The sequence below is a fragment of the Pseudocitrobacter cyperus genome (assembly GCF_039889165.1).
GTDB classification, from domain to species: Bacteria; Pseudomonadota; Gammaproteobacteria; order Enterobacterales; family Enterobacteriaceae; genus Pseudocitrobacter; species Pseudocitrobacter cyperus.
Genome location: NZ_JAYMYY010000001.1, coordinates 1,029,809 through 1,054,467, shown reverse-complemented (window position 1 = coordinate 1,054,467; position 24,659 = coordinate 1,029,809). Strand labels below are relative to the sequence as shown.

Here is a 24,659-nt window from a genome sequence, read left to right as displayed (position 1 = left end):
TGAGGGCAAACTGAAATGGAACAACTGCGTGCCGAACTCAGCCACCTTCTGGGTGAACAACTCAGCCGGGTGGAGTGCATCAACGAAAAGCCCGATACCGCGCTGTGGTCACTGTACGACGCCCACGGTCATCCACTTCCTTTGTTGGCCAGAAGTTTCACAACGCCTGGGTTGGCGCGGCAACTGGCATGGAAAATTTCTATGCTCGCCCGCAGCGGCACCGTGCGTATGCCGGTCGTTTATGGCGTGATGACTCATGAGGAACACCCCGGCCCGGACGTGCTGTTGCTGGAACGTTTGCGTGGTGTGCCGGTGGAGGCGCCAGCCCGTACTCCGGAGCGCTGGGAGCAACTAAAAGATCAGATTGTCGAGGGGTTACTGGCCTGGCATCGGCAAGATAGCGGCGGTTTGGTGGGGTTTGTCGATAGCACCCAGGAAAATCTCTGGCCGCACTGGTATCGCCAGCGCGTCGAGGTGCTTTGGGGAACACTCAACCTCTATCAAAACACCGGGATGACAATGCAGGACAAACGCATCCTGTTCCGTACACGCGAATGTTTGCCTGCCTTGTTTGAAGGCTTCAACGATAACAGCGTCCTTATTCACGGTAACTTAACGCTGCGCAGTATGCTCAAAGACGCGCGCAGCGATCAGTTGCTGGCGATGGTTGGCCCGGGGGCGATGCTGTGGGCTCCACGCGAGTTCGAACTGTTTCGTCTTACGGAGGGGGGCCTGGCGGAAGGGCTACTGTGGCGCTACCTCCAGCGCGCGCCAGTGGCGGAATCCTTCCTCTGGCGACGCTGGCTCTACTTGCTGTGGGATGAAGTTGCCCAGTTGGTCAATACCGGGCGTTTTAATCGCGCGAACTTCGAGCTGGCGAGCAAATCACTGCTTCCCTGGCTCTCCTGAAATCCCTTTCAACCACTGCCAGATGCGCCCGAGCGTCTCATAGCCGACGCGATCGCTGTGCATCAGCCAGACGGGGGAGGGGATCGCTCTCTCCCACGGATTCAGCGGTGATTGGATCGCGAGCTGGTTGGCCGGTGCGGGAAGCGGGTTAAGGCCGGCGTGCTGGAAGAAGATCATCGCGCGCGGCAGATGTGAAGCGGATGTCACCAGCAGGAACGGTGCATCGCCAATCGCGGTTTTCACCGCCGCCGCTTCTTCTTCCGTATCTTTTGGGGTGTCCAGTACAATTATCTCGCTGCGTGGGACACCGAGGCTTTCCGCCACGCGGGCACCGGCTTCGCCAGTGCTGACCGGGTTGGTCAGCGCACGGGCGCCGGTGAAGATCATTTTTGAACCCGGATTCGCTCGCCACAGGCGAATGCCTTCATTGAGGCGTGGCAGGCTGTTGTTTATAAGGTTTGAACTGGGGGCCCATTCCGGATCCCAGGTGTATCCGCCGCCCAGCACCACGATATATTCAGCGTGTTGCTCTCCGCGCCATGTGGGATATTTATCCTCAATAGGTTTCAGTAAGCCATCGGCAACAGGCTGTAGGCTTAACAGCAATATCAGGAGCCAGCCTGCGGTGATCGCCGTTTTGCCCGTCTTCTGAAAACGCGTAAACCAAACCAGGAATAATCCTAGCCCCGTCAGTAAAAGCAGCAGCGGCAGTGGCAACATCATCCCGCCAATATACTTTTTCAGCATAAAAAGCATCTGAATGGTTCCTTTTTTAACCATCTAAGTGGATCAACGCAGGGATATTACAACAGATAGCTTCATTATCGCCGTGGGTGTGACAAAATAGCCGCCTTGTTGTTGGCGAGTGGGGTCGTCCTGTGCAGGATCGCAATTTTGATGACATCGCGGAAAAATTTTCGCGCAATATCTATGGAACCACCAAAGGTCAATTGCGTCAGGCCATTTTATGGCAGGATCTGAACCGGCTGCTGGAAACGTTTGGTTCACGAAAACTCAGCGTCCTGGACGCGGGTGGCGGTGAAGGGCAGACGGCGATTAAAATGGCCCAGCTTGGTCACGAGGTGATTCTGTGCGATCTTTCCGCTGAGATGATTGCCCGTGCAAAACAGGCTGCCAGCGACAAAGGTGTGAGCGACAACATGCATTTTATACAATGCGCGGTTCAGGATGTGGCTCAGCATTTGGAAACCCCGGTTGATCTGATATTGTTTCATGCTGTGCTGGAGTGGGTGGCGGAACCGAAAGACGCGCTTGATGCGTTATGGTCCGTACTACGTCCGGGCGGCGCATTATCATTAATGTTCTACAATGCAAACGGCTTGTTGATGCATAACATGGTGGCCGGCAATTTTGACTATGTCATGATCGGTATGCCGAAAAAGAAAAAGCGGACGCTGTCGCCGAACTATCCGCGCGATCCGCAACAGGTCTATAGCTGGCTGGAAGAGGCTGGCTGGCAGGTCACCGGGAAAACCGGCGTGCGAGTGTTTCATGACTATCTGCGCGAAAAGCATCGGCAACACGACAACTATGAGATGTTGCTGGAATTAGAGACGCGCTATTGCCGTCAGGAGCCTTACATTAGCCTGGGGCGTTATATTCATGTCACCGCGCTGAAGCCGCAGAAGCAAGGATAAACTATGAGTGAATTTTCCCAGACAGTCCCCGAACTGGTTGCCTGGGCCAGAAAAAACGATTTTGCCATCTCGCTTCCGGTCGACAGGCTCTCGTTTTTATTGGCTGTTGCGACGCTGAACGGTGAACGACTGGAGGGTGAAATGACGGAAGGCGAGCTGGTGGACGCGTTTCGTCATGTGAGTGATGCGTTTGAGCAAACCAGTGAAACCATCAGTACGCGTGCCAACAACGCGATTAACGATTTGGTTCGACAACGTCTGCTGAACCGCTTTACCAGCGAAGTGACGGAAGGTAACTCGATTTACCGTCTGACACCACTTGGGATCGGCATCACCGATTACTATATTCGCCAGCGTGAATTTTCAACGTTACGCCTGTCGATGCAACTCTCTATTGTGGCAGGTGAACTCAAGCGTGCCGCCGATGCCGCCACCGAAGGCGGTGATGAGTTCCACTGGCACCGTAACGTTTATGCGCCGCTGAAATATTCCGTGGCCGAAATTTTCGACAGTATCGATCTCACGCAGCGCATCATGGATGAGCAGCAGCAATCGGTAAAAGACGATATCGCCCAGTTGCTGAATAAAGACTGGCGCGCAGCCATCTCCAGTTGTGAGATGCTGCTTTCTGAAACGTCCGGCACCCTGCGCGAACTGCAGGATACGCTGGACGCGGCGGGCGATAAGCTGCAGGCAAACCTGTTGCGCATCCAGGACGCGACGCTGAGCCATGATGACCTGCATTTTGTCGATCATCTGGTCTTTGACTTGCAGAGCAAGCTCGACCGCATTGTGAGCTGGGGCCAGCAGGCGATTGATCTGTGGATTGGCTACGATCGCCACGTACATAAGTTTATTCGTACCGCTATCGATATGGATAAAAACCGGGTGTTTGCCCAGCGCTTGCGTCAGTCGGTTCAAACGTACTTCGATGCACCGTGGGCACTGACCTACGCCAGCGCCGATCGCCTGCTGGATATGCGTGATGAAGAGATGACGTTGCGCGATGAAGAAGTAATGGGTGAACTTCCGCCTGATTTAGAGTACGAAGAGTTTAACGAAATCCGCGAGCAACTGGCGGCGTTGATTGAACAACAACTGGCCATTTATAAAACCAAAGAATTGCCGCTGGATCTGGGTCTTGTCGTGAAAGAATACCTGCTCCAGTATCCGCGGGCGCGGCACTTTGATGTGGCGCGTATCGTGGTCGATCAGGCGGTTCGTTTAGGCTTTGCACAAGCAGATTTCACCGGGTTGCCCGCAAAATGGCAGCCAATTAATGATTACGGAGCCAAGGTACAGGCGCATGTCATCGACAAATATTGAACAAGTGATGCCAGTCAAGCTGGCGCAGGCCCTGGCCAATCCTATTTTTCCGGCGCTGGATAGCGCGTTGCGTGCGGGTCGGCATATCGGTCTGGATGAGCTGGATAATCACGCCTTTTTGATGGATTTCCAGGAGTATCTGGAAGAGTTTTATGCTCGCTATAACGTTGAGCTGATTCGTGCGCCGGAAGGGTTCTTCTACCTGCGCCCGCGTTCGACTACGCTTATCCCGCGTTCGGTGCTTTCTGAACTGGATATGATGGTCGGTAAAATCCTCTGTTACCTCTACCTGAGCCCGGAGCGCCTGGCGAATGAGGGGATCTTCACCCAGCAGGAGCTCTACGATGAGCTGCTGACCTTAGCGGATGAAGCCAAACTGCTGAAGCTGGTGAACAACCGCTCCACCGGTTCCGATCTCGATCGCCAGAAATTGCAGGAGAAAGTTCGTTCGTCCCTCAACCGTCTGCGCCGTCTGGGAATGGTGTGGTTTATGGGACACGACAGCAGTAAATTCCGCATCACCGAATCCGTATTTCGCTTTGGCGCAGATGTGCGCTCTGGCGACGATCCGCGTGAAGCGCAACTGCGTATGATCCGCGACGGCGAAGCGATGGCAATTGAAAACCATCTGCAACTCAATGATGAGAATGAAGACAGTCAGCCGGATAGCGGGGAGGAAGAGTAATGATCGATCGCGGTAAATTTCGTTCGCTAACGCTGATTAACTGGAACGGGTTCTTCGCCCGTACCTTTGACCTTGATGAATTAGTCACCACCCTGTCGGGCGGTAATGGGGCAGGGAAATCCACCACCATGGCGGCTTTCGTCACGGCGCTGATCCCGGATTTAACCCTGCTGCACTTCCGTAACACCACCGAAGCGGGCGCGACCAGCGGTTCGCGTGATAAAGGCCTGCACGGTAAACTGAAAGCAGGCGTCTGCTATTCGGTACTGGATGTCATGAACTCGCGCCATCAGCGCGTGGTGGTGGGTGTACGTCTGCAGCAGGTCGCCGGGCGCGACCGTAAAGTCGACATCAAACCGTTCGCCATTCAGGGCTTGCCGACCTCCATGCAGCCGACGTCGCTGCTCACCGAAACGCTCAACGAGCGCCAGGCGCGCGTACTGACTCTTCAGGAGCTGAAAGAAAAGCTTGAAGCCATCGAAGGCGTCCAGTTTAAGCAGTTCAACTCAATCACTGATTATCACTCGCTGATGTTCGATCTGGGCATCGTGGCGCGTCGTCTGCGTTCCGCGTCTGACCGTAGCAAGTTCTATCGCCTGATTGAAGCCTCACTGTACGGCGGGATCTCCAGCGCCATTACCCGTTCTCTGCGCGACTACCTGCTGCCGGAAAACAGCGGTGTGCGTAAAGCCTTCCAGGATATGGAAGCGGCGCTGCGTGAAAACCGCATGACGCTGGAAGCGATTCGTGTCACCCAGTCAGACCGAGACCTGTTCAAGCACCTGATTTCCGAAGCGACGGATTACGTGGCGGCGGATTATATGCGTCACGCCAACGAGCGCCGCATTCATCTGGATAAAGCGCTGGAATATCGTCGTGAACTGTTTACCTCGCGTCAGCAACTGGCGGCGGAGCAGTATAAACACGTCGATATGGCCCGTGAGTTGCAGGAGCACAACGGCGCGGAAGGCGATCTCGAGGCCGATCACCAGGCGGCAAGCGATCACCTGAACCTGGTACAGACCGCGTTGCGCCAGCAGGAAAAAATTGAGCGCTACGAAGCGGATTTAGAAGAGCTACAGGTTCGTCTTGAAGAACAGAACGAAGTGGTCGCCGAAGCGGCGGAGCAGCAGGAAGATAACGAAGCCCGTGCCGAAGCCGCTGAACTGGAAGTGGATGAGCTGAAAAGCCAGCTTGCTGACTACCAGCAGGCGCTGGACGTACAGCAAACTCGCGCCATTCAGTACAACCAGGCGCAGCAGGCGCTGGCTCGCGCCAAAGAGCTGTGCCACCTGCCGGATCTAACGCCAGACAGCGCCGATCAATGGCTGGAAACTTTCCAGGCCAAAGAGCAAGAAGCGACTGAAAAACTGCTCTCTCTCGAACAGAAAATGAGCGTGGCGCAAACCGCCCACAGCCAGTTCGAACAAGCCTACCAAATTGTTGCGGCGATTAACGGCCCGGTTGCCCGTGATGAAGCCTGGAACGTGGCCCGCGAACTGCTGCGTGACGGTGTTAACCAGCGTCACCTGGCGGAACAGAGCCATGCTCTGCGTAGCCGCCTGAACGAACTGGAACAGCGTCTGCGCGAGCAACAAGAAGCGGAACGTCTGCTGGCCGAGTTCTGCAAACGTCAGGGTAAACACTACGATATTGAAGATCTGGAAAACCTGCATCAGGAGCTGGAAGCGCGTATTACTGCGCTTTCCGACAGCGTTTCCAGCGCCAGCGAGCAGCGCATGTCCCTGCGCCAGGAGCTGGAAACGTTGCAGTCGCGCATCTCTGCGCTGATGCACCGCGCGCCGGTCTGGCTGGCGGCGCAGAACAGCCTGAACCAGCTTTGTGAACAGAGCGGTGAGCAGTTCGAGTCCAGTTCCGATGTGACCGAGTATTTGCAGCAACTGCTGGAGCGTGAGCGCGAAGCGATTGTTGAGCGTGATGAAGTCGGTACTCGTAAACGTGAAATTGACGAAGAGATCGAACGCTTAAGTCAGCCTGGCGGCTCGGAAGATGGGCGTCTTAACGCGCTGGCCGAACGCTTTGGCGGCGTGCTGCTGTCAGAAATTTATGACGATGTCAGCCTTGACGATGCGCCGTACTTCTCGGCGCTTTACGGCCCGTCCCGTCACGCGATTGTGGTGCCGGATCTCTCGCAAATTGCCGAGCAGCTTGAAGGGTTGGAAGATTGTCCGGAAGATCTCTATCTGATCGAGGGCGATCCGCAGTCGTTCGATGACAGCGTCTTTAGCGTGGATGAGCTGGAAAAAGCGGTGGTGGTGAAGATTGCCGATCGCCAGTGGCGTTACTCTCGCTTCCCGACGCTGCCACTGTTTGGCCGCGCTGCGCGTGAAAACCGTATTGAAAGTCTGCATGCCGAGCGTGAGGTGTTGTCAGAGCGGTTTGCCACGCTCTCCTTCGATGTACAAAAAACTCAGCGTTTACATCAGGCTTTTAGCCGCTTTATCGGTAGTCATCTGTCGGTGGCATTTGACGACGATCCGGAAGCGGAAATTCGTAAACTGAATACCCGCCGTGGCGAGCTGGAACGTGCCCTGAATACGCACGAAAGCGATAACCAACAGCAGCGTACTCAGTTTGAGCAGGCGAAAGAGGGCGTCGCCCAGTTGAACCGCCTGCTGCCGCGTCTGAGTCTGCTGGCGGATGAAACGCTGGCCGATCGCGTTGATGAAATTCAGGAACGTCTGGATGAAGCGCAGGAAGCCGCGCGCTTTATTCAGCAGCACGGTAATCAACTGGCGAAGCTGGAACCGGTCGTTTCGGTACTGCAGAGTGACCCGGAGCAGTTTGAACAACTGAAAGAGGATTACGCCTGGTCGCAGCAGGTACAGCGCGAAGCGCGTCAGCAGGCATTTGCCCTGACGGAAGTGGTACAGCGCCGCGCGCACTTTAGTTACTCCGACTCCGCGGAAATGCTCAGCGGGAATAGCGATCTCAACGAAAAACTGCGCCAGCGCCTGGAGCAGGCGGAGAGCGAACGTACTCGCGCTCGCGACGCGATGCGTACCCATGCCGCACAGCTCAGCCAGTACAGCCAGGTTCTGGCATCGTTGAAAAGTTCTTATGACACCAAAAAAGAGCTGCTGAACGATCTCTACAAAGAGTTGCAGGATATCGGCGTTCGTGCCGACAGCGGGGCGGAAGAGCGGGCGCGTATCCGGCGTGATGAGCTGCATGCGCAGCTCAGCAATAACCGTGCGCGTCGTAATCAACTGGAAAAAGCGCTGACCTTCTGCGAAGCGGAGATGGACAACCTGAACCGCAAGCTGCGTAAGCTGGAGCGTGATTACCTGGAGATGCGTGAACAGGTGGTTAGCGCGAAGGCCGGGTGGTGCGCGGTGATGCGTCTGGTGAAAGATAACGGCGTTGAGCGTCGCCTTCACCGCCGTGAACTGGCCTATCTTTCCGCTGATGATCTGCGTTCTATGTCGGATAAAGCGCTGGGCGCGCTGCGTCTGGCGGTGGCGGATAACGAACATTTACGCGATGTGCTGCGTATGTCGGAAGATCCTAAACGTCCGGAGCGCAAAATTCAGTTCTTTGTTGCTGTATACCAGCATCTGCGCGAGCGTATCCGCCAGGATATCATCCGCACCGATGATCCGGTCGAAGCGATTGAACAGATGGAAATTGAACTGAGCCGTCTGACCGAAGAGCTGACCGGGCGCGAACAGAAGCTGGCGATCAGCTCTCGCAGCGTGGCGAATATCATCCGCAAAACCATTCAGCGCGAGCAGAACCGTATTCGCCAGTTGAACCAGGGCCTGCAAAATGTATCGTTTGGTCAGGTCAACAGCGTGCGTCTGAACGTCAACGTGCGGGAAACGCATGCGACGCTGCTGAATGTGCTGTCTGAACAACACGAACAGCATCAGGATCTCTTCAACAGTAATCGCCTGACCTTCTCTGAAGCGCTGGCAAAGCTTTACTCTCGTCTTAACCCGCAAATCGATATGGGGCAACGTACTCCACAAACCATCGGTGAGGAACTGCTCGATTATCGTAGCTACCTTGAGATGGAAGTGGAAGTTAACCGTGGTTCCGACGGCTGGCTCCGTGCGGAGTCCGGCGCACTCTCAACCGGTGAAGCTATCGGTACCGGGATGTCGATTCTGGTGATGGTCGTACAGAGCTGGGAAGATGAAGCACGACGCTTGCGCGGGAAAGATTTGTCACCGTGCCGTCTGCTGTTCCTTGATGAAGCTGCGCGTCTGGATGCCCGTTCTATCGCTACGCTGTTTGAGCTGTGCGAGCGTCTGGAAATGCAGTTGATTATTGCCGCACCAGAAAACATCAGTCCGGAAAAAGGCACCACCTATAAACTGGTGCGTAAAGTTGTGGGCACGCACGAGCATGTTCATGTCGTCGGCTTGCGTGGTTTTGCCCCGCAATTGCCAGAGACGCTGCCGGGAACGGCTGACGCCTCGTGATGTAAAAGGGCGTAAATATGGAACCCGGTGCGCGAAAGCCGCCGGGTTTTTTCTTATTCAGGGTTTAAGCCCCATTTAGCTATCTGCTTTTAGGAGTGGAAGAGGTATTATCTTTAGACTTCTTTACACTTGGTCAGGCAAAAACTTTTTTGCTTTTATATACTGACAGTAAGCTCGTTATTGACGAGCACCAAAGCAATAACAGGGGGCAAGGGATGTTGCTTAATAAAATGAAGAGTTGTCGATTGTCGACATTGAGCATCTGTCTGGCAATGGCGTTTGCTCCACTGTTTAACGCTCAGGCCGATGAGCCAGAAGTTGTGCCTTCAGACAGTTCCGCCACGGTCGCTGAAACGGCGCCTGCGCTGGCTGTGCCGGGAAGCCAGGCCTCCGTTATGGCGAATCTGTTAGGGACTCAACCGCTCCCTGAAGGCGCGGCGGCGAAAAGCCGCGCTGATATTCAATCATGGCTCCCTGCTGGCTATACGCCTGTCTATCTGAATCCGCTGGTCACGCTCTACGCCGCTCACGAGATGAAACCGATGTGGGAAAATCGTGATGCGGTGCGTGCGTTTCAGCAACAACTGGCCGAAGTCGCCATCGCCGGTTTTCAGCCGCAGTTTACTAAATGGGTTGAGTTACTGACCGACCCTGCCGTCAGTGGCATGGCGCGCGATGTTGTGCTGTCAGATGCCCTGATGGGCTACCTGCACTTTATCAGCGGGATCCCCGTTCAGGGGAATCGCTGGCTCTACAGCGCGAAACCTTACACCATGGCGACGCCGCCGCTGTCGGTCATCAATCAGTGGCAACTGGCGCTGGCTGAAGGGACATTGCCGCAATTTCTTGCCGGGCTTGAGCCACAGCACCCGCAATATCAGGCGATGCATCAGACGCTGCTGTCGCTGTTATCCGATGTTAAACCCTGGCCGAAACTGAAGACGGGAGCCTCTTTACGTCCCGGTCAGTGGAGCAGCGATGTGCCTGCGCTGCGTGAGATTTTACAACGCAACGGGATGCTGGATTCCGGGCCGAACATTGCGTTGCCAGGTGATGAACCTGCGGTCAGCCCATCGGCAAAAACTAAAACCGCTAAATCGGGGCCTGCGGCCTATGATGCCACGCTGGTGGAGGCCGTTAAGCGCTTCCAGAAATCTCAGGGGCTGGGCAGCGATGGCGTGATTGGCGGAGCCACGCGTGATGCGTTGAATCTTTCCAGTGCTGAACGTGCGGGAGTGGTTGCCCTGAATATTCAGCGTCTGCGTCTGCTGCCAGGGACGCTCTCTACCGGCATTATGGTTAATATTCCAGCCTATTCGCTGGTCTATTACCTTGATGGCAACCAGGTGTTGTCTTCCCGGGTAATTGTCGGTCGACCTGATCGCAAAACGCCGATGATGAGCAGTGCGCTGAATAATGTGGTGGTGAACCCGCCATGGAATGTGCCGCCGACTCTGGCGCGTAACGATATCCTGCCGAAATTGCGCAATGACCCCGGCTATCTGGAGCGGCATAACTATACGATGATGCGCGGCTGGAGCAGCAGTGAGACTATCGACCCATGGCGAGTGGACTGGTCAACGATTACCGCCTCCAATTTGCCGTTCCGCTTCCAGCAGGCGCCGGGGCCGCGTAATTCCCTGGGCCGCTATAAATTCAATATGCCAAGTTCGGATGCCATTTATTTGCACGATACCCCGAACCATAATTTGTTCCAGAAAGATAGCCGGGCGTTAAGTTCAGGTTGCGTTCGTGTGAATAAGGCATCTGAACTTGCCAGTATGCTATTAGGTGACGCGGGCTGGAATGATGCTCGTATTTCCGATGCATTAAAACAGGGGAATACGCGCTACGTGAATATTCGTCAAAATATCCCGGTGAATCTTTATTACCTCACCGCTTTTGTGGATGCTGACGGAAGGACACAATATCGTACAGATATTTACAATTATGATGTGACAGCGCGATCTGGCGCACAAATTTTGCCAAAAGCGGAACAATTAATCAGATAAATGAAGTAGTTCAGGTAATTTAGTGGTCGTATCTATGTCGTAACCTTCGCCCCGGAAAGCCCTGGCGGCGCGGGTTGCGCTGGGATGGTCGCCTTGACGCTGGCAGTAATGCCCGGTAAGGTGCCCTACGTGCGCCAGAAGTGCATAAATTTCGATCACATTTACTTGTAGACCTGATTATCATGGACAAATTTGACGCTAATCGCCGCAAACTGCTGGCGCTGGGTGGGGCTGCGCTGGGCGCTGCTGCCATCTTGCCGACGCCGGCACTTGCTACCCTCTCGACCCCACGTCCGCGGATCCTGACGCTGAACAATCTCCATACGGGTGAGTTGATTAAAGCCGAGTTTTTTGACGGCAGAGGCTATATTCAGGATGAATTAGCAAAACTCAATCATTTCTTCCGTGATTTTCGCGCGAATAAAATAACCTCTATCGACCCTTCATTATTCGATCAGCTTTATCGATTACAGGGCCTTTTAGGCTCTAATCGCCCGGTACAGTTAATCTCTGGCTATCGCGCCATTGATACGAATAATGAATTACGTGCCCATAGCCGTGGTGTAGCAAAAAACAGCTACCACACGAAAGGACGGGCGATGGATTTTCATATTGAAGGTGTTTCGTTAAGCAATATTCGCAAAGCCGCGTTATCTATGCGCGCAGGTGGTGTAGGATACTACCCACGTAGCAACTTTGTGCATATTGATACCGGGCCGGTGCGGCACTGGTAACGAAACAGGAGCCTTATGAACTATCGTATTATTCCGGTTACCGCGTTCGCGCAGAACTGTTCATTGATTTGGTGCGAGCAAACGAAACTTGCGGCGCTGGTCGATCCGGGCGGTGACGCGGAGAAAATCAAAGAGCAGGTGGAGGCCGCTGGCGTCACCCTGGTTCAGATTTTGCTCACTCACGGGCATCTTGATCACGTAGGCGCGGCGGCGGAGCTGGCTGCGCATTACGGTATTCCCGTGATTGGGCCGGAAAAAGAAGATGAGTTCTGGTTACAGGGATTACCGCAACAGAGCCGGATGTTTGGCCTTGAAGAGTGTCAGCCCCTGACGCCCGATCGCTGGCTGAATGAAGGCGAAACCGTTAGCGTGGGTAACGTGAAGTTGCAGGTGCTCCATTGTCCAGGCCATACGCCGGGGCATATCGTCTTCTTCGACGATGCGGCACGTTTGTTGATTTCCGGTGATGTTATCTTTAAAGGCGGGGTGGGGCGCAGCGATTTTCCGCGCGGCGACCATGCGCAATTGATCGACGCGATTAAACGTAAGCTGTTGCCGCTGGGCGATGACGTCACGTTTATTCCCGGTCACGGGCCGCTGTCGACGCTCGGTTATGAGCGGCTGCACAATCCGTTTTTACAGGATGAGATGCCGGTCTGGTAAATCAAAAAAAAGCCGCTTAAGCGGCTTTTTTTATCGTTTCATCGCTTATAACACGGCGACAATCGCTTCACACAGCGGAGCCATGTTATCTGGCGTCATCCCGGCGACGTTGATACGGCCAGAAGCTACCGCATACACCCCAAATTCTTCACGCAGACGCAGCACCTGATCTTTGGTCAGGCCGCTGAACGAGAACATCCCATTCTGTTTGGTGATAAAGGTGAAGTCACGGTTAGCGCCTTTCTCCTGCAGCGTGTTGACGAACAGCAGACGCATACGTTGAATGCGTTGACGCATGTCGGTCAGTTCCTGCTCCCAGATGGCGCGCAGGGCGTCATTGCTGAGAATAGTGGCGACAACGGACGCACCGTGAGCCGGTGGGTTGGAGTAGTTGGCGCGAATAACGGATTTCATCTGGCTGAAGGCGCGATCGGCGTTTTCAGCATTAGCCGTCACCAGCGTACAGGCACCGACGCGCTCATTGTACAGACCGAAGTTTTTGGAGTAGGAGCTGGCGACAATCAGCTCATCATGCAGCGCAGCGAACGCGCGCAGACCTTCAGCATCTTCTTCCAGACCCCGGGCAAAGCCCTGGTAGGCGAAGTCAAACAGCGGCAGCCAGCCTTTTTCGGCAGAGAGTTTCGCCAGTTGTTGCCACTGTTCCAGGGTTGGATCGATACCGGTTGGGTTATGACAGCAGCCGTGGAACAGAACCACATCGCCCGCCTGTGCATGGCTCAGACTGGCGATAAGGCCATCAAAATTGAGCGCATGATTCTGTGCGTCATAGTAGTCATATTCACAAACTTCCAGACCCGCAGCGTTAAAGACGCCTTTATGGTTCGGCCAGCTTGGGTTGCTTACCCAAATACGTTTTGCACTGGTGTTTTTGGCGAGGAAATCCGCCGCGACGCGAAGCGCGCCCGTACCGCCTGGCGTTTGCGCCGTGCGCGCACGTTTAGCGTTGACGATTTCACTTCCTTTACCGAACAGCAGCTCCTGAGTGCAGCGACCAAATTCCGGGATACCATCAATGCCGAGATAATTTTTGGTTGTTTCATTTTCCAGCAGATAAAGCTCTGCTTTTTTTACGCTGGTCAGAACCGGGGTTTTACCGGTTTCATCTTTGTAAACTCCAATCCCGAGGTTGATTTTGCTCGGGCGGTCATCGGCACGAAACAGATCGGCCAGACCCAGAATAGGGTCGGCAGGGGCGGCTGTAATGTTCTCAAACATGACGAGGTTCCATTTATGGGTGACTTGGAGAAATCCGCTATCAGGTTAACGGTAGATTTACAAAATGCCAACCGTTTGCAATGAAAAGCGCGAGCCTTTTCAAAAGTCGCGATTATTCACTGGCTGAAATGAGAAAAACAGGGCCGAAGCCCTGTTTCTTATGCATATAACAAAGTGGCGTACTGATTAGAACTGATACACGATACCCACTGCCGCCTGGTCGTCGGTAGACAAGCCGGTAGCCGCGGTGTATTCGTTGTCGTCCAGCAGGTTAAATTTATACGCAGCGTAGACGTTCATGTTTTTGTTGAAGTAGTACCAGGTGCCTACTTCGATATATTTCAGCAGGTCAGCAGTGCCGCCGTCGAAGCCAGGACGGGAAGCGAGGTTTTTACCTTTTGACTGAACGTAGCCAACGGAGGGACGCAGGCCGAAGTCGAACTGGTACTGAACCACTGCTTCAATGTTCTGGGTTTTGTTGGCAAAGCCTGTATCTTCCGGCGTCATGTTGTAAGTCTGGGAATACATGACCGCAGCGTAGACGTTATTTGCATCGTACTTCGCAGACGTTGCCCATGCTTCAGCTTTATCGCCGCCGGCGCTGTTAGCCTGGGTTTTCTGGTCGAGGGTACGATTGGAGTTAGCATAGCCCGCAGAAACCGCGAAACCTTCACCAAATGCCCAGGTGGCAGAGGTGCTGATGCCATCACCGTTCTGCTTCTGAATGTTGCGGTCTTCGTTTTTGCCCTGATACTGCAGCGCGAAGCTCAGACCATCGACCAGGCCGAAGAAGTCAGAGTTACGGTAGGTTGCCACACCGTTGGTACGCGCAGTCATGAAGTTATCGGTGTAGTTCCAGCCGTCGCCGCCCCATTCAACCAGCATATCGGTTGCGGATTCAACGTCGTAGATAGCGCCATAGTTACGACCGTAATCAAAAGAACCAAACTCACCGGCTTTCAGACCGGCGAAGGCCAGACGGGTTTTTGTGCCCTGGGAACCTTCAACATTGGATGCATCCATGTTGTATTCCCACTGACCGTAGCCGGTCAGTTGCTCGTTAATTTGAGTTTCCCCTTTCACACCAATACGGGCATAGGTGGTATCAGAGTTGCTGGTGTCACCATTGGTGGTCCACACATGCTCACCGACCATTTTGCCGTAAAAGTCCAGTTTGTTGCCGTTTTTGTTGTAGATTTCTGCAGCATTAGCTGCACCGGCTACCAGCAGGGCAGGGATCACCGCTGCCAGGATATTGCGCTTCATCATTATTTATTACCCTCATTAGGTTTTTTTTTATATCGACACTCGCCACTGCCGCCAATAACCTCTGTCAATAAAAATTTACAGAAACATTGATGATAGTTTGGTGTCTTTTTGTGTCTGAGAGGCATATTTCCATTCAAACTACCGTTTCGCTAGCCTGAAAGTGCTACAAATATCCTAATTAAGTAACAGAAAGAAATTATGTGTAACAAAAAGTTAAAAACAAGGAACTTTGTGAAGCAACTCAAAGTTCTGTTGGGGTTAAGGAAGTATTTAGTGAAATAGTAGATATCTATATGAATTTCTTATCTTTAATTGTGTTGTTGGTTGTTTATTGCTCGTGTTGGTGTAAATGTGAGCTGCCAAAGATGTTAAAATTAAGTATCAGAGCGCCGATGATTTCGCTTAAAAATAATGCTATCGACTCAGGTATTTCTAAAATCCATAAGAAATTGCACGTTTTTTGTGCATAAACGTTAACAGAAATGTGATGTAACAAACTACGTAGCGTAGGGGGTTGATCCTTAAGGTAATTGACGAAGATTTACGTTAAGGGCACAAAAAAGGCCAGTGTATGCTGGCCTTGATGCGAGTGCGGAGCGTTAGAAGCTGGCGTTACGCGGCGTTCTTGGGAATGCAATCACGTCACGGACGTTTTGTACGCCAGTCACGTAGGCAATCAGACGTTCGAAGCCCAGACCGAAGCCAGAGTGAGGAACGGTGCCGTAGCGACGCAGGTCGCGGTACCACCAGTAGTCTTCTTTGTTGAGTCCCATTTCTGCCATACGGGCATCCAGCACGTCCAGGCGCTCTTCACGCTGGGAACCACCGATGATTTCACCAATGCCCGGGGCCAGCACGTCCATCGCCGCGACGGTTTTACCGTCGTCGTTAAGACGCATGTAGAACGCCTTGATCTCTTTCGGATAGTTTTTCACAACCACCGGCGCTTTGAAGTGTTTCTCAGCGAGATAGCGTTCGTGTTCGGAAGAGAGGTCAACGCCCCAGTAAACCGGGTTTTCGAAGGTCTGACCGCAGTTTTCGAGGATAGTGACCGCGTCGGTGTAATCCACCTGCGCAAAGTCAGCTTCGATAAAGCGTTGCAGACGTTCAATGGCTTCTTTGTCCACACGCTCAGCGAAGAACTTCATGTCATCCATACGTTCTTCAAGCACGGCTTTGAAGACATATTTCAGCATCGCTTCCGCCAGCGCGGCGTTATCTTCCAGGTCGGCAAACGCCACTTCCGGCTCCAGCATCCAGAACTCAGCCAGGTGACGGCTGGTGTTGGAGTTTTCCGCACGGAAGGTCGGGCCAAAGGTGTAGATTTTTGACAGCGCGCAGGCGTAGGTCTCGCCGTTCAACTGACCGGAAACGGTCAGGAAAGACTCTTTACCGAAGAAGTCTTTGTCATAGTCAACTTTGCCCTGATCGTTACGCGGCAGGTTTTCCATATCCAGCGTCGAGACGCGGAACATTTCGCCTGCGCCTTCCGTATCAGATGCCGTAATCAGCGGGGTGGACACCCAGAAGAAACCCTGTTCGTCGAAGAAACGATGCAGCGCCTGCGCCAGAGTATGGCGAACGCGCGCAACCGCGCCAATCAGGTTGGTGCGCGGACGCAGGTGCGCCACTTCACGCAGGTATTCGATGCTGTGACGTTTGGCCGCCATCGGGTAGGTGTCCGGATCTTCCACCCAACCAGTGACTTCCACGCTGCTTGCCTGGATTTCAAAGCTCTGGCCCTGGCCCTGAGACGCCACGACTTTACCGGTGATGATAACGGAACACCCGGTGGTCAGACGCAACACTTCCTGATTGTAATTGGGCAGAGAATTATTAATAACGGCCTGTACAGGATCAAAGCAGGAACCGTCATAGACGGCCAGGAAGGAAAAGCCAGCTTTTGAATCTCGGCGAGTACGCACCCATCCGCGCACGGTGACTTCGCTGTCAACGGCGGCACGGCCCTGGAGTACGTCGGCTACAGGCACAACGCTCATAATAGTCTCTCTGTTAAGTTGTCCAATAAAGAATAAGTTGCTCCCTAAATAAGGGAGATATCTATGTTACCTGTCATCCGCCATCAGACAAGCAGATTTCGCACTGTGAAGGGGAGATTTCAGAAATTAATAAAGAAGAAGGGAGCCGAAAGGCTCCCCTTGATGATTAACTCGCCTTTTTCACCTGCGGCAGGTCGAAGGCTTTGCGCAAAGCGCGTACAAATGCTTTGTCATGACAGATGGTTTTCCCGGGGCTATCAGAGAGTTTTGCCACCGGCTTGCCATTGCATTCCACCAGCTTAATGACAATATTTAGTGGTTTCACCTGGGGGATGTCACAGGTGAGGCGGGTACCAATGCCAAAACTCAGATTCACCCGTGAGGAGAAGTGACGATAAAGGTCGACCGCTTTCGGTAAATCGAGATTATCAGAGAACACCAGCACTTTGCTGTGCGGGTCGATACCCAGTTTCTCATAGTGGGCAATCGCTTTTTCGCCCCACTCAACCGGGTCGCCGGAATCGTGGCGCAGACCCTGGTAACGGGTAGCGAACTCCGGGCCAAAATCGCGCAGGAATGCGTCCATCGTGATGCAGTCGGTAAGCGCAATGCCCAGTTGATCCGGATATTCTTTCAGCCAGGCAGCAAGCGCCGCCCGCTGGCTGGTCGCCAGATCCGGGCTGATTTGCTGGTGGGCCTGGAACCACTCATGCGCCTGGGTGCCCATTGGGGTGAGGCTCAGACGGCGCGCAAGATCATAGTTGCTGGTGCCGGTAAACCACGGCTCCTGCTGTAAACGTCCGACAATCGCTTCCTGTACTTCGCGTGAAAAGCGACGACGGGTACCAAAATCCATCAGGCGGAATGCTGACATATCGAGGTCTGCGGTCATACGCGTAAAATCAGCGAGTTTATGCTCCAGCATTTCCAGCGCCTGCGGCACGCCTTCTTCCGGCGAACGATAGCGGTGAACCAACTCGCTGATGACCGCCAGCAGCGGTACTTCCCACATGATGACTTCCCGCCACGGGCCATCAAGGCGGATATTCAGTTTGCCGTTATCGTTACTGACGGTGACCTGCGTTGGGTCATAGCGAAAATCGCGCAGCCAGTTCAGGTAATCTTCTTTAAAGAAGGGCAGCCCCGCTAACCAGTGATATTCATCATCACTGAGCTTCAGCGAGCGCATAGCGTCTACCTGTTCCCGAATGGCATCAGCATAAATGCCCAGCAGATCGTCCCCACGGCAGCGAAATTCCGCCGCGACATTGACGTCGTAATAGTGGTGGAAAACGGCCTGCTGCATATGCAGTTTGTAGGCATCCGTATCAAGCAACGAATGCAGAACAGGTGTCACGAATTGAGTCATGGTGCGCAATAGCATCCTCTCACAGGAGCGTTTAGTAAAATAAACAACAGGGAGATTAGCAGGAGTATACCTTGTTTATTCATTTATTGAACCCCGATCACATCATACGACCATTCATGGCGCTAGAGCATTTCGTGCCACTCCGTTATCCAAATGTAGCAATTTTTGGTATTTGTCTGGAAAAGATGAAGATTCTGCATAGCGCGATTTAAACAACAGGAATAGACTGGATACGACATTTTACAAAAGACGCTAAAGGTTTTTTATGACACAACAGCCCCAAGCCAAGTACCGCCGCGACTACCGTGCGCCGGACTACCTGATCAGTGATATCGACCTGGCCTTTGACCTGGATGCCGCAAAAACCGTTGTGACGGCCCAGAGTCAAATTACCCGTCAAGCAGCGTCCGATGTGCCGTTACGACTGGATGGCGAAGATTTAACGCTTATTTCCTTACATGTGAACGGTGAGCCGTGGACGAACTATAAAGAAGAAGAGAAGCATCTGGTCATCAGTGGCTTACCTGAACGTTTTACGCTGCAAATTGTGAATGAAATCAGCCCCGCGGCAAACACCGCGCTGGAAGGGCTTTACCAGTCCGGTGAAGCACTCTGCACCCAGTGTGAGGCCGAAGGCTTCCGTCACATCACGTATTATCTGGATCGCCCGGACGTTCTGGCGCGTTTCACCACCAAAATTACCGCCGATAAAGCGAAATACCCGTTCCTGCTTTCCAACGGCAACCGGGTGGCGGAAGGTGAACTGGACAATGGCCGCCACTGGGTGCAGTGGCAGGATCCGTTCCCGAAACCGTGCTACCTGTTCGCGCTGGTAGCGGGCGACTTCGAGGTGCTGCGCGACACTTTCACCACCCGTTCCGGGCGTGAAGTGGCGCTGGAACTGTACGTCGATCGCGGCAACCTTGACCGTGCGCCGTGGGCGATGACCTCGCTGCAAAACTCTATGAAGTGGGATGAAGAGCGTTTCGGTCTCGAATACGATCTCGATATCTATATGATCGTCGCCGTCGACTTCTTTAATATGGGCGCGATGGAGAATAAAGGTCTTAATATCTTTAACTCCAAATATGTGCTGGCGCGTACCGATACCGCCACCGATAAAGACTATCTCGATATTGAGCGCGTTATCGGCCACGAATATTTCCACAACTGGACAGGAAACCGCGTGACCTGCCGCGACTGGTTCCAGCTCAGCCTGAAAGAGGGGCTAACTGTCTTCCGCGATCAGGAGTTCAGCTCAGACCTCGGTTCCCGCGCGGTTAACCGGATCAGCAATGTGCGCACCATGCGCGGGTTGCAGTTTGCGGAGGACGCCAGTCCGATGGCGCACCCGATTCGCCCGGACATGGTTATTGAGATGAATAACTTCTACACCCTGACCGTGTACGAGAAGGGTGCTGAAGTGATCCGCATGATGCACACTCTGCTGGGCGAAGCGAATTTCCAGAAAGGGATGCAACTCTATTTTGAGCGCCATGACGGTAGCGCCGCCACCTGTGACGATTTCGTGCAGGCAATGGAAGACGCCTCTAACGTCGACCTGTCGCATTTCCGTCGCTGGTACAGCCAGTCTGGTACGCCGGTTGTCAGCGTGCATGATGATTACAACCCGGAAACCGAGCAGTATACGCTGACCATCAGCCAGCGCACGCCTGCGACGGCAGAGCAACAGGAGAAACAGCCGCTGCATATCCCGTTTGATATTGAGCTCTACGATAACGAAGGGAAAGTCATCCCACTGCAGAAGGACGGGCATCCGGTACACAACGTGCTGAACGTCACCCAGGCAGAGCAGACTTTTATCTTCGATAACGTCTACTTCCAGCCGGTTCCATCGCTACTGCGCGAGTTCTCAGCACCCGTCAAACTGGAATATAAGTGGAGCGATCAGCAGCTTACTTTCCTGATGCGCCACGCGCGTAACGACTTCTCACGCTGGGATGCCGCACAGAGCCTGCTGGCGAATTACATCAAGATCAACGTGAATCGTCATCAGCAGAATCAGCCGTTGTCGCTGCCAGTTCATGTGGCTGACGCCTTCCGCGCTATCCTGCTTGACGAGAAAATCGACCCGGCGCTGGCGGCTGAAATTCTGACGCTGCCGTCGGCCAATGAAATTGCCGAATTGTTCGAGGTCATTGACCCGGTAGCGATCGCTGCGGTGCGTGAAGCGCTGACCCGCACGCTGGCTAATGAACTGGCGGATGAGTTCCTGGTTATTTATAACGCCAACAAACTGCCGAGCTATCGCGTTGAACATGAAGACATCGGTAAGCGCTCGCTGCGCAATACCTGCCTGCGCTATCTGGCATTTGGCGAGCGTGAACTGGCCGATAAACTGGTGAAACAGCAGTATCACCAGGCCGATAATATGACCGATGCGCTGGCGGCGTTAGCGGCATCCGTCGCCGCAGAACTGCCGTGCCGTGATGCCCTGATGCAGGAATATGACGACAAATGGCATCAGGATGGTCTGGTGATGGACAAATGGTTCATTCTGCAGGCCACCAGCCCGGCGGATAACGTGCTGGAGACAGTGCGTAAGCTACTGAATCACCGTTCATTTACCATGAACAACCCGAACCGTCTGCGCTCGCTGATTGGCGCGTTCGCCAGCAGCAACCCGGCGGCGTTCCACGCGCTTGACGGCAGTGGTTATCAATTCCTGGTTGAGATGCTGACCGAGCTGAACAGTCGTAACCCGCAGGTGGCGTCGCGTCTGATTGAGCCGCTGATCCGTCTGAAACGCTATGACGAAAAACGTCAGGCTCTGATGCGTGCGGCGCTGGAACAACTGAAAGGGCTGGAGAATCTTTCCGGGGATCTCTACGAGAAGATTATGAAAGCACTGGCGTAACGAATACTCGCTCCTCCAGTATGCAACGTTGTTGCGAAAGCCGGGTAGGGCGTTACCGCCTCCCGGCTTTTTTAACTCTTTTTATCCGCCGAGTTCAGACTGATGAGCTTTGATGGCCTCAAGCGCACACGCCTGATCGAGGTGGCCTCCTGGGGCGCCGCCGATACCAATGGCACCAACGACCTCATCACCCACTTTTAGCGGTACGCCGCCCGCAAGCAGCAGCAGACCCGGAATATCACCCATATTGGCAGCGCCCGCGTTGGCTTGCGCGGCCTTCATTACCGCTTCGCTGCTGTTTTTGGTGGTTATCGCCGTCCAGGCTTTCATTCGGCTGGCTTCCGGTGTGTGCGGGCCTGCGTTATCCATCTTTTTCATGACCAGAGGCGTACCGGCACGATCAACTACCGTAACGGCGACATTGTATTTCTCTGCGCTACAGGCCGTGATGGCGCTATCAGCCAGTTTACCGGCTAACGCCAGCGTCAGATTTTGCTGGCTTACTACGCCTGTGGCCGCACTGGCGACGCTGAACATACCGCTCGCAACGAACAGGCTTAAAAATAGACGTTTCATCAGACAACTCCTGCTTATGTAATGTCCGAAAATCATAAGCATTGCGCCACTCACCGCCTATTGAGGCGAATACGCACCCCTCCAGGTATTTCTACGTAGTTGGGGGCTGAAACGGCAGCAGATCGGCATATTTGTTCAGGAGTTTAGCCAGCGAGTTGACCTCCAGTTTTGCCAGAATACTGGCTCTGTGGGCTTCGACGGTTCGCGGAGATAGCGAACACTGGCGGGCTATCTCTTTGCTCGAAAAGCCCTGGACTATCCACTCCAGCATCGCGTTTTCTCTGGGGGTTAAGGTGTCGAGATTGCGCTGCCGTTCCCGGGCATTCTGCTGTTGCTCAAAACTGATTTTTTGTTGTTCCATGGCGGTACCGACAATCTCAAACAGGAGATCGGCATCGACGGGCTTGGTCAGGAACTCAAATGCGCCGTTTTTGAAGGCGCGACGACACAAGTCGATATTGGCATGACCGGTCATAATGATGACGGGCAGGGTGAGTCCCTCGGCGCGCCACTCATCAAGCAGCGTTAAACCGCTTTTCCCAGGCATACGGATATCCAGCAACATACAGCCGGATAGATGATTCAATGGGCCTGCCGCATTGCGAAAATCCTGTACGCTCTGAAAGGCCTGGGTTTTCCAGCCGACGGTTGCCAGCAGCAGGCTGAGTGATGCGCCGACGGCAGCGTCGTCATCGATAAGCCAGATGGGGTGTTCCATTATGTCTCCTGCGGTGTGACGGGAAGCCAGATTTGAATGCATGCGCCGCCGCCAGTCTGGTTTCCGAGGGTGATATTACCGTTAAGGCGCTGAACCAGCGTATCGACCAACGTCATGCCGAGTCCGGTTCCTTCAGCGCGGGTTGTATAGAAAGGCATCAGGGCTCGTTGCAGCGCTTCCGGGGAAAAGCCGGGCCCGCCATCGCTAAGGGTGAGCGTGATGCCGCCTGCCTCTGCTGATACCTGAAGATGCACCCACGGGGTGGCGGTATGTCCTTTCTGAGCCTGAATGGCATTGCTCAAAAGATTATGCAGGATCTGCTCAACCCACAGCGGTGGAGCGTTTAGCAGTGGCAGATCCGTTGCAAAAGCACTGGCGGGCTGGACTTTCTGCTGGCGGATCTCGTTATCCAGCAGAGTGAGTACCCGACGCCAGAGCGTTTGAAGATTAATGGGTTGATAATGCGCGTGCTCGCTGGTGAGTCGCTGACGGAACTGACATAGCAAATCGTCAATGCGTTTGATTTGCAGAACCGATGCGCTGAGCAGGGGCGGGACGTCACTGGTCTGATCCTGCTGGATTAGCCGCAGCGCTGCCTGGTTATAGCTTAGCGCAGCGGTGAGCGGTTGATTCAATTCGTGCACGATCCCCGCAGCCAGCTCACCCAGCGTATTCAGCCGCGCCAGTTCAGAGTAGCTGGCGCGTAAATCGGCAATCGCGCGACGTTTTTTGTTCATCTGATACTGTCTGAACAGATACAGGGTAAGCGCCCAGAAGATCGCGGGGAAAAGAATAATTTTTGCGGTGAGTTGTCCCCATTCCGGGCCATCAACGGCGGACAGCACAAAGGGTTGAGAAGGGCTGGCAATCGTTTTATCCCATCGCCAGTAACCGGCGTCCTCCGGGGCACCGCTGTTGTACAGTGCGGTGTTATTCCAGCGCAGGGCGATATGCCGAAAAGCGGCTTTTTCCGGGATCGCTTTTAGCAGGGTATTCAGATCGACCAATAACGAGAGCGAGGAAAAATTAAGCCAGTAACGCGCTTGCCCCTCTTTAACGATCGGGATACGGGGCTCCTGATAATGGTGGCGCCTCCACGAGATAATTTGCGGCAGGATCTTTTGTACTTCCTGCGGGTATTGTTTTTCCGGCAGCAGAGGAATGATGGCATCGTGTTGCGAGAGTTTTACGGTTACTTCGCGATAAAGAATGCGGAAGTTAGCGGATTTCTCTTCGTACTGCTGCTGCAGACACCAGGCTAAAAGCACTGCGCTGGTGAATAGCGTCAATATAAACCACAGAAGGCCATTCCATAATGTGGGAGAAAAATCCCGCCAGCGGTGGAAGGGTTGCCTGATAATGGGTTTAGCATCTTTCTGTGTAATTGTGATAAGAATCTCCCTATACCATCAGCCACAGAGTGGGGCGGTGCGATGACGGTATTCGGGTATATCATTAATTGACAATAAGGACAACTTTGAGTATTGCCTGCTATTCTCGTGGCAAATGGCCTCAGTATAAACAACATCGTCAACCACAATGTTTTGTTTAAACATTATTCAGTATGAGTGATGTATCAGGTAAGGGCATTCCTTGCGAACTTTAACGGGAAATTATTAATATATTATGATATACCCTGTTTATTAATCCATCGTTAAGGGAAGTGAAATGCCTTCAGCAAACCATGCGAGTCTGTTGTTATCTTTCACTATCGCAATCGCATCTCTCACGGGCTGTATCCATTCATCAACGGATATGGAGCGAAACTCGCCGCGGCAGGTCAGCGAAAAAAAATTCACCGATGAAAGGCACCCTCTGCCCTATACGGTAAAACTCTCATCCACTACGGATGATCGGATGCTTTGTGATAACTGTGGTAATGCAGGGCAACAAAGACTAATTCAGGGAGGCGAAAAACTCAGCCAGTATAATATGATGGTTGATAGTCCCTATTATGCCTTTCTGTGCATCGATACACCTGTGAATTCAGCCTGCCGGGCAGGGCAGTGGGTGATGATAAATAAAAACCAGAGCACTCCGCGTGTTGAAAAAATCTCGATTGGAGGCACATCAGCCATTGCCGATTTACGTCCTGCGAATGATAAGGATACGACCTGGCTTGAGGTTATCTATGCTAACGGTGAAAAAAAGGTTTTTGCACTACCTAATACACCGTAG

Annotated in this window: 17 protein-coding genes and 1 pseudogene; 10 read left to right on the top strand and 8 right to left on the bottom strand. The window is 53.5% G+C overall.

Features of this window, described 5'->3' with window-relative positions:
- Nucleotides 1-15: 15 nt before the first annotated feature.
- Nucleotides 16-909 (top strand): YcbJ family phosphotransferase, encoded by an 894-nt coding sequence (locus VSR74_RS05165; RefSeq protein WP_347793719.1) that lies wholly within the window; start codon nt 16-18, stop codon nt 907-909.
- On the opposite strand, the gene elyC is transcribed toward VSR74_RS05165, so the two are convergent.
- Complete coding sequence (gene elyC / locus VSR74_RS05160; protein WP_347793718.1) at nt 886-1,665, bottom strand: envelope biogenesis factor ElyC; 780 nt, start codon at nt 1,663-1,665, stop codon at nt 886-888. The two genes, VSR74_RS05165 and elyC, sit on opposite strands and share 24 nt — an antisense overlap.
- 122 nt (nt 1,666-1,787) lie before the next feature.
- On the opposite strand from elyC, the pseudogene cmoM reads away from it, so the two are divergent.
- From cmoM to VSR74_RS05125, 7 genes and pseudogenes are all read left to right on the top strand, one after another.
- Nucleotides 1,788-2,574, top strand: a pseudogene (gene cmoM, locus VSR74_RS05155) (tRNA uridine 5-oxyacetic acid(34) methyltransferase CmoM).
- Nucleotides 2,571-3,893, top strand: coding sequence for a chromosome partition protein MukF (mukF, locus tag VSR74_RS05150; protein WP_347793716.1), 1,323 nt, complete (start codon nt 2,571-2,573; stop codon nt 3,891-3,893). The pseudogene cmoM and the gene mukF overlap by 4 nt, the downstream one beginning before the upstream one ends.
- A complete protein-coding gene (mukE, locus tag VSR74_RS05145; RefSeq protein ID WP_347793715.1) occupies nt 3,874-4,578 on the top strand; it encodes a chromosome partition protein MukE in 705 nt (234 codons plus the stop codon). Before mukF ends, mukE begins: the two co-directional genes overlap by 20 nt.
- Nucleotides 4,578-9,026, top strand: coding sequence for a chromosome partition protein MukB (gene mukB, locus VSR74_RS05140; protein WP_347793714.1), 4,449 nt, complete (start codon nt 4,578-4,580; stop codon nt 9,024-9,026). The genes mukE and mukB overlap by 1 nt, the downstream gene beginning before the upstream one ends.
- Before the next feature lie 215 nt (nt 9,027-9,241).
- Complete coding sequence (gene ldtD, locus VSR74_RS05135) at nt 9,242-11,038, top strand: L,D-transpeptidase (protein ID WP_347793713.1); 1,797 nt, start codon at nt 9,242-9,244, stop codon at nt 11,036-11,038.
- 182 nt (nt 11,039-11,220) lie between these two features.
- Nucleotides 11,221-11,772 (top strand): YcbK family protein, encoded by a 552-nt coding sequence (locus tag VSR74_RS05130; protein WP_015965080.1) that lies wholly within the window; start codon nt 11,221-11,223, stop codon nt 11,770-11,772.
- 15 nt (nt 11,773-11,787) lie between these two features.
- Nucleotides 11,788-12,435, top strand: a complete 648-nt coding sequence (locus VSR74_RS05125) for an MBL fold metallo-hydrolase (RefSeq protein ID WP_347793712.1) — start codon at nt 11,788-11,790, stop codon at nt 12,433-12,435.
- Nucleotides 12,436-12,480: 45 nt separating this feature from the next.
- Here the strand turns inward: VSR74_RS05125 and VSR74_RS05120 are convergent, their stop codons facing one another.
- The 4 genes from VSR74_RS05120 to pncB form a co-directional block, all read right to left on the bottom strand.
- Complete coding sequence (locus VSR74_RS05120) at nt 12,481-13,671, bottom strand: amino acid aminotransferase (protein WP_347793711.1); 1,191 nt, start codon at nt 13,669-13,671, stop codon at nt 12,481-12,483.
- Nucleotides 13,672-13,857: 186 nt separating this feature from the next.
- On the bottom strand, nt 13,858-14,940 hold the full coding sequence (locus tag VSR74_RS05115) for a porin (RefSeq protein ID WP_347793710.1): 1,083 nt from the start codon (nt 14,938-14,940) through the stop codon (nt 13,858-13,860).
- Between the two features lie 599 nt (nt 14,941-15,539).
- Nucleotides 15,540-16,940: an asparagine--tRNA ligase gene (asnS, locus tag VSR74_RS05110; RefSeq protein WP_347793709.1), complete on the bottom strand. Its 1,401-nt coding sequence runs from the start codon at nt 16,938-16,940 to the stop codon at nt 15,540-15,542.
- Between the two features lie 166 nt (nt 16,941-17,106).
- Nucleotides 17,107-18,309 carry a nicotinate phosphoribosyltransferase gene (gene pncB / locus VSR74_RS05105; RefSeq protein ID WP_347793708.1) on the bottom strand — a complete coding sequence of 401 codons (1,203 nt, stop codon included), beginning with the start codon at nt 18,307-18,309 and terminating at the stop codon, nt 17,107-17,109.
- 265 nt (nt 18,310-18,574) lie between these two features.
- Here pncB and pepN point away from each other — a divergent pair, with 265 nt between their 5' ends.
- Entirely contained in the window at nt 18,575-21,187 is a 2,613-nt protein-coding gene (gene pepN, locus VSR74_RS05100; protein ID WP_347793707.1) for an aminopeptidase N, read from the top strand.
- 81 nt (nt 21,188-21,268) lie between these two features.
- Here pepN and VSR74_RS05095 read toward each other — a convergent pair whose 3' ends face one another.
- The 3 genes from VSR74_RS05095 to VSR74_RS05085 all read right to left on the bottom strand — a co-directional run bounded on the left by VSR74_RS05095 (nt 21,269) and on the right by VSR74_RS05085 (nt 23,770).
- Nucleotides 21,269-21,763 carry a GlcG/HbpS family heme-binding protein gene (locus VSR74_RS05095; RefSeq protein WP_347793706.1) on the bottom strand — a complete coding sequence of 165 codons (495 nt, stop codon included), beginning with the start codon at nt 21,761-21,763 and terminating at the stop codon, nt 21,269-21,271.
- A gap of 91 nt (nt 21,764-21,854) precedes the next feature.
- Nucleotides 21,855-22,481: a response regulator transcription factor gene (locus VSR74_RS05090; protein WP_347793705.1), complete on the bottom strand. Its 627-nt coding sequence runs from the start codon at nt 22,479-22,481 to the stop codon at nt 21,855-21,857.
- The gene (locus VSR74_RS05085; protein ID WP_347793704.1) at nt 22,481-23,770 is read right to left on the bottom strand and encodes a sensor histidine kinase; all 1,290 of its coding nucleotides are present in this window, start codon (nt 23,768-23,770) and stop codon (nt 22,481-22,483) included. Before VSR74_RS05085 ends, VSR74_RS05090 begins: the two co-directional genes overlap by 1 nt.
- Nucleotides 23,771-24,149: 379 nt before the next feature.
- On the opposite strand from VSR74_RS05085, the gene VSR74_RS05080 reads away from it, so the two are divergent.
- Nucleotides 24,150-24,659 (top strand): hypothetical protein, encoded by a 510-nt coding sequence (locus VSR74_RS05080; protein WP_347793703.1) that lies wholly within the window; start codon nt 24,150-24,152, stop codon nt 24,657-24,659.

Coding starts and splice junctions, on each gene's coding strand:
- VSR74_RS05165 (WP_347793719.1), top strand. CDS start 16: ATGGAACAACTGCGTGCCGAACTCAGCCACCTTCTGGGTGAACAACTC.
- elyC (WP_347793718.1), bottom strand. CDS start 1,665: ATGCTTTTTATGCTGAAAAAGTATATTGGCGGGATGATGTTGCCACTG.
- mukF (WP_347793716.1), top strand. CDS start 2,571: ATGAGTGAATTTTCCCAGACAGTCCCCGAACTGGTTGCCTGGGCCAGA.
- mukE (WP_347793715.1), top strand. CDS start 3,874: ATGTCATCGACAAATATTGAACAAGTGATGCCAGTCAAGCTGGCGCAG.
- mukB (WP_347793714.1), top strand. CDS start 4,578: ATGATCGATCGCGGTAAATTTCGTTCGCTAACGCTGATTAACTGGAAC.
- ldtD (WP_347793713.1), top strand. CDS start 9,242: ATGTTGCTTAATAAAATGAAGAGTTGTCGATTGTCGACATTGAGCATC.
- VSR74_RS05130 (WP_015965080.1), top strand. CDS start 11,221: ATGGACAAATTTGACGCTAATCGCCGCAAACTGCTGGCGCTGGGTGGG.
- VSR74_RS05125 (WP_347793712.1), top strand. CDS start 11,788: ATGAACTATCGTATTATTCCGGTTACCGCGTTCGCGCAGAACTGTTCA.
- VSR74_RS05120 (WP_347793711.1), bottom strand. CDS start 13,671: ATGTTTGAGAACATTACAGCCGCCCCTGCCGACCCTATTCTGGGTCTG.
- VSR74_RS05115 (WP_347793710.1), bottom strand. CDS start 14,940: ATGATGAAGCGCAATATCCTGGCAGCGGTGATCCCTGCCCTGCTGGTA.
- asnS (WP_347793709.1), bottom strand. CDS start 16,940: ATGAGCGTTGTGCCTGTAGCCGACGTACTCCAGGGCCGTGCCGCCGTT.
- pncB (WP_347793708.1), bottom strand. CDS start 18,309: ATGACTCAATTCGTGACACCTGTTCTGCATTCGTTGCTTGATACGGAT.
- pepN (WP_347793707.1), top strand. CDS start 18,575: ATGACACAACAGCCCCAAGCCAAGTACCGCCGCGACTACCGTGCGCCG.
- VSR74_RS05095 (WP_347793706.1), bottom strand. CDS start 21,763: ATGAAACGTCTATTTTTAAGCCTGTTCGTTGCGAGCGGTATGTTCAGC.
- VSR74_RS05090 (WP_347793705.1), bottom strand. CDS start 22,481: ATGGAACACCCCATCTGGCTTATCGATGACGACGCTGCCGTCGGCGCA.
- VSR74_RS05080 (WP_347793703.1), top strand. CDS start 24,150: ATGCCTTCAGCAAACCATGCGAGTCTGTTGTTATCTTTCACTATCGCA.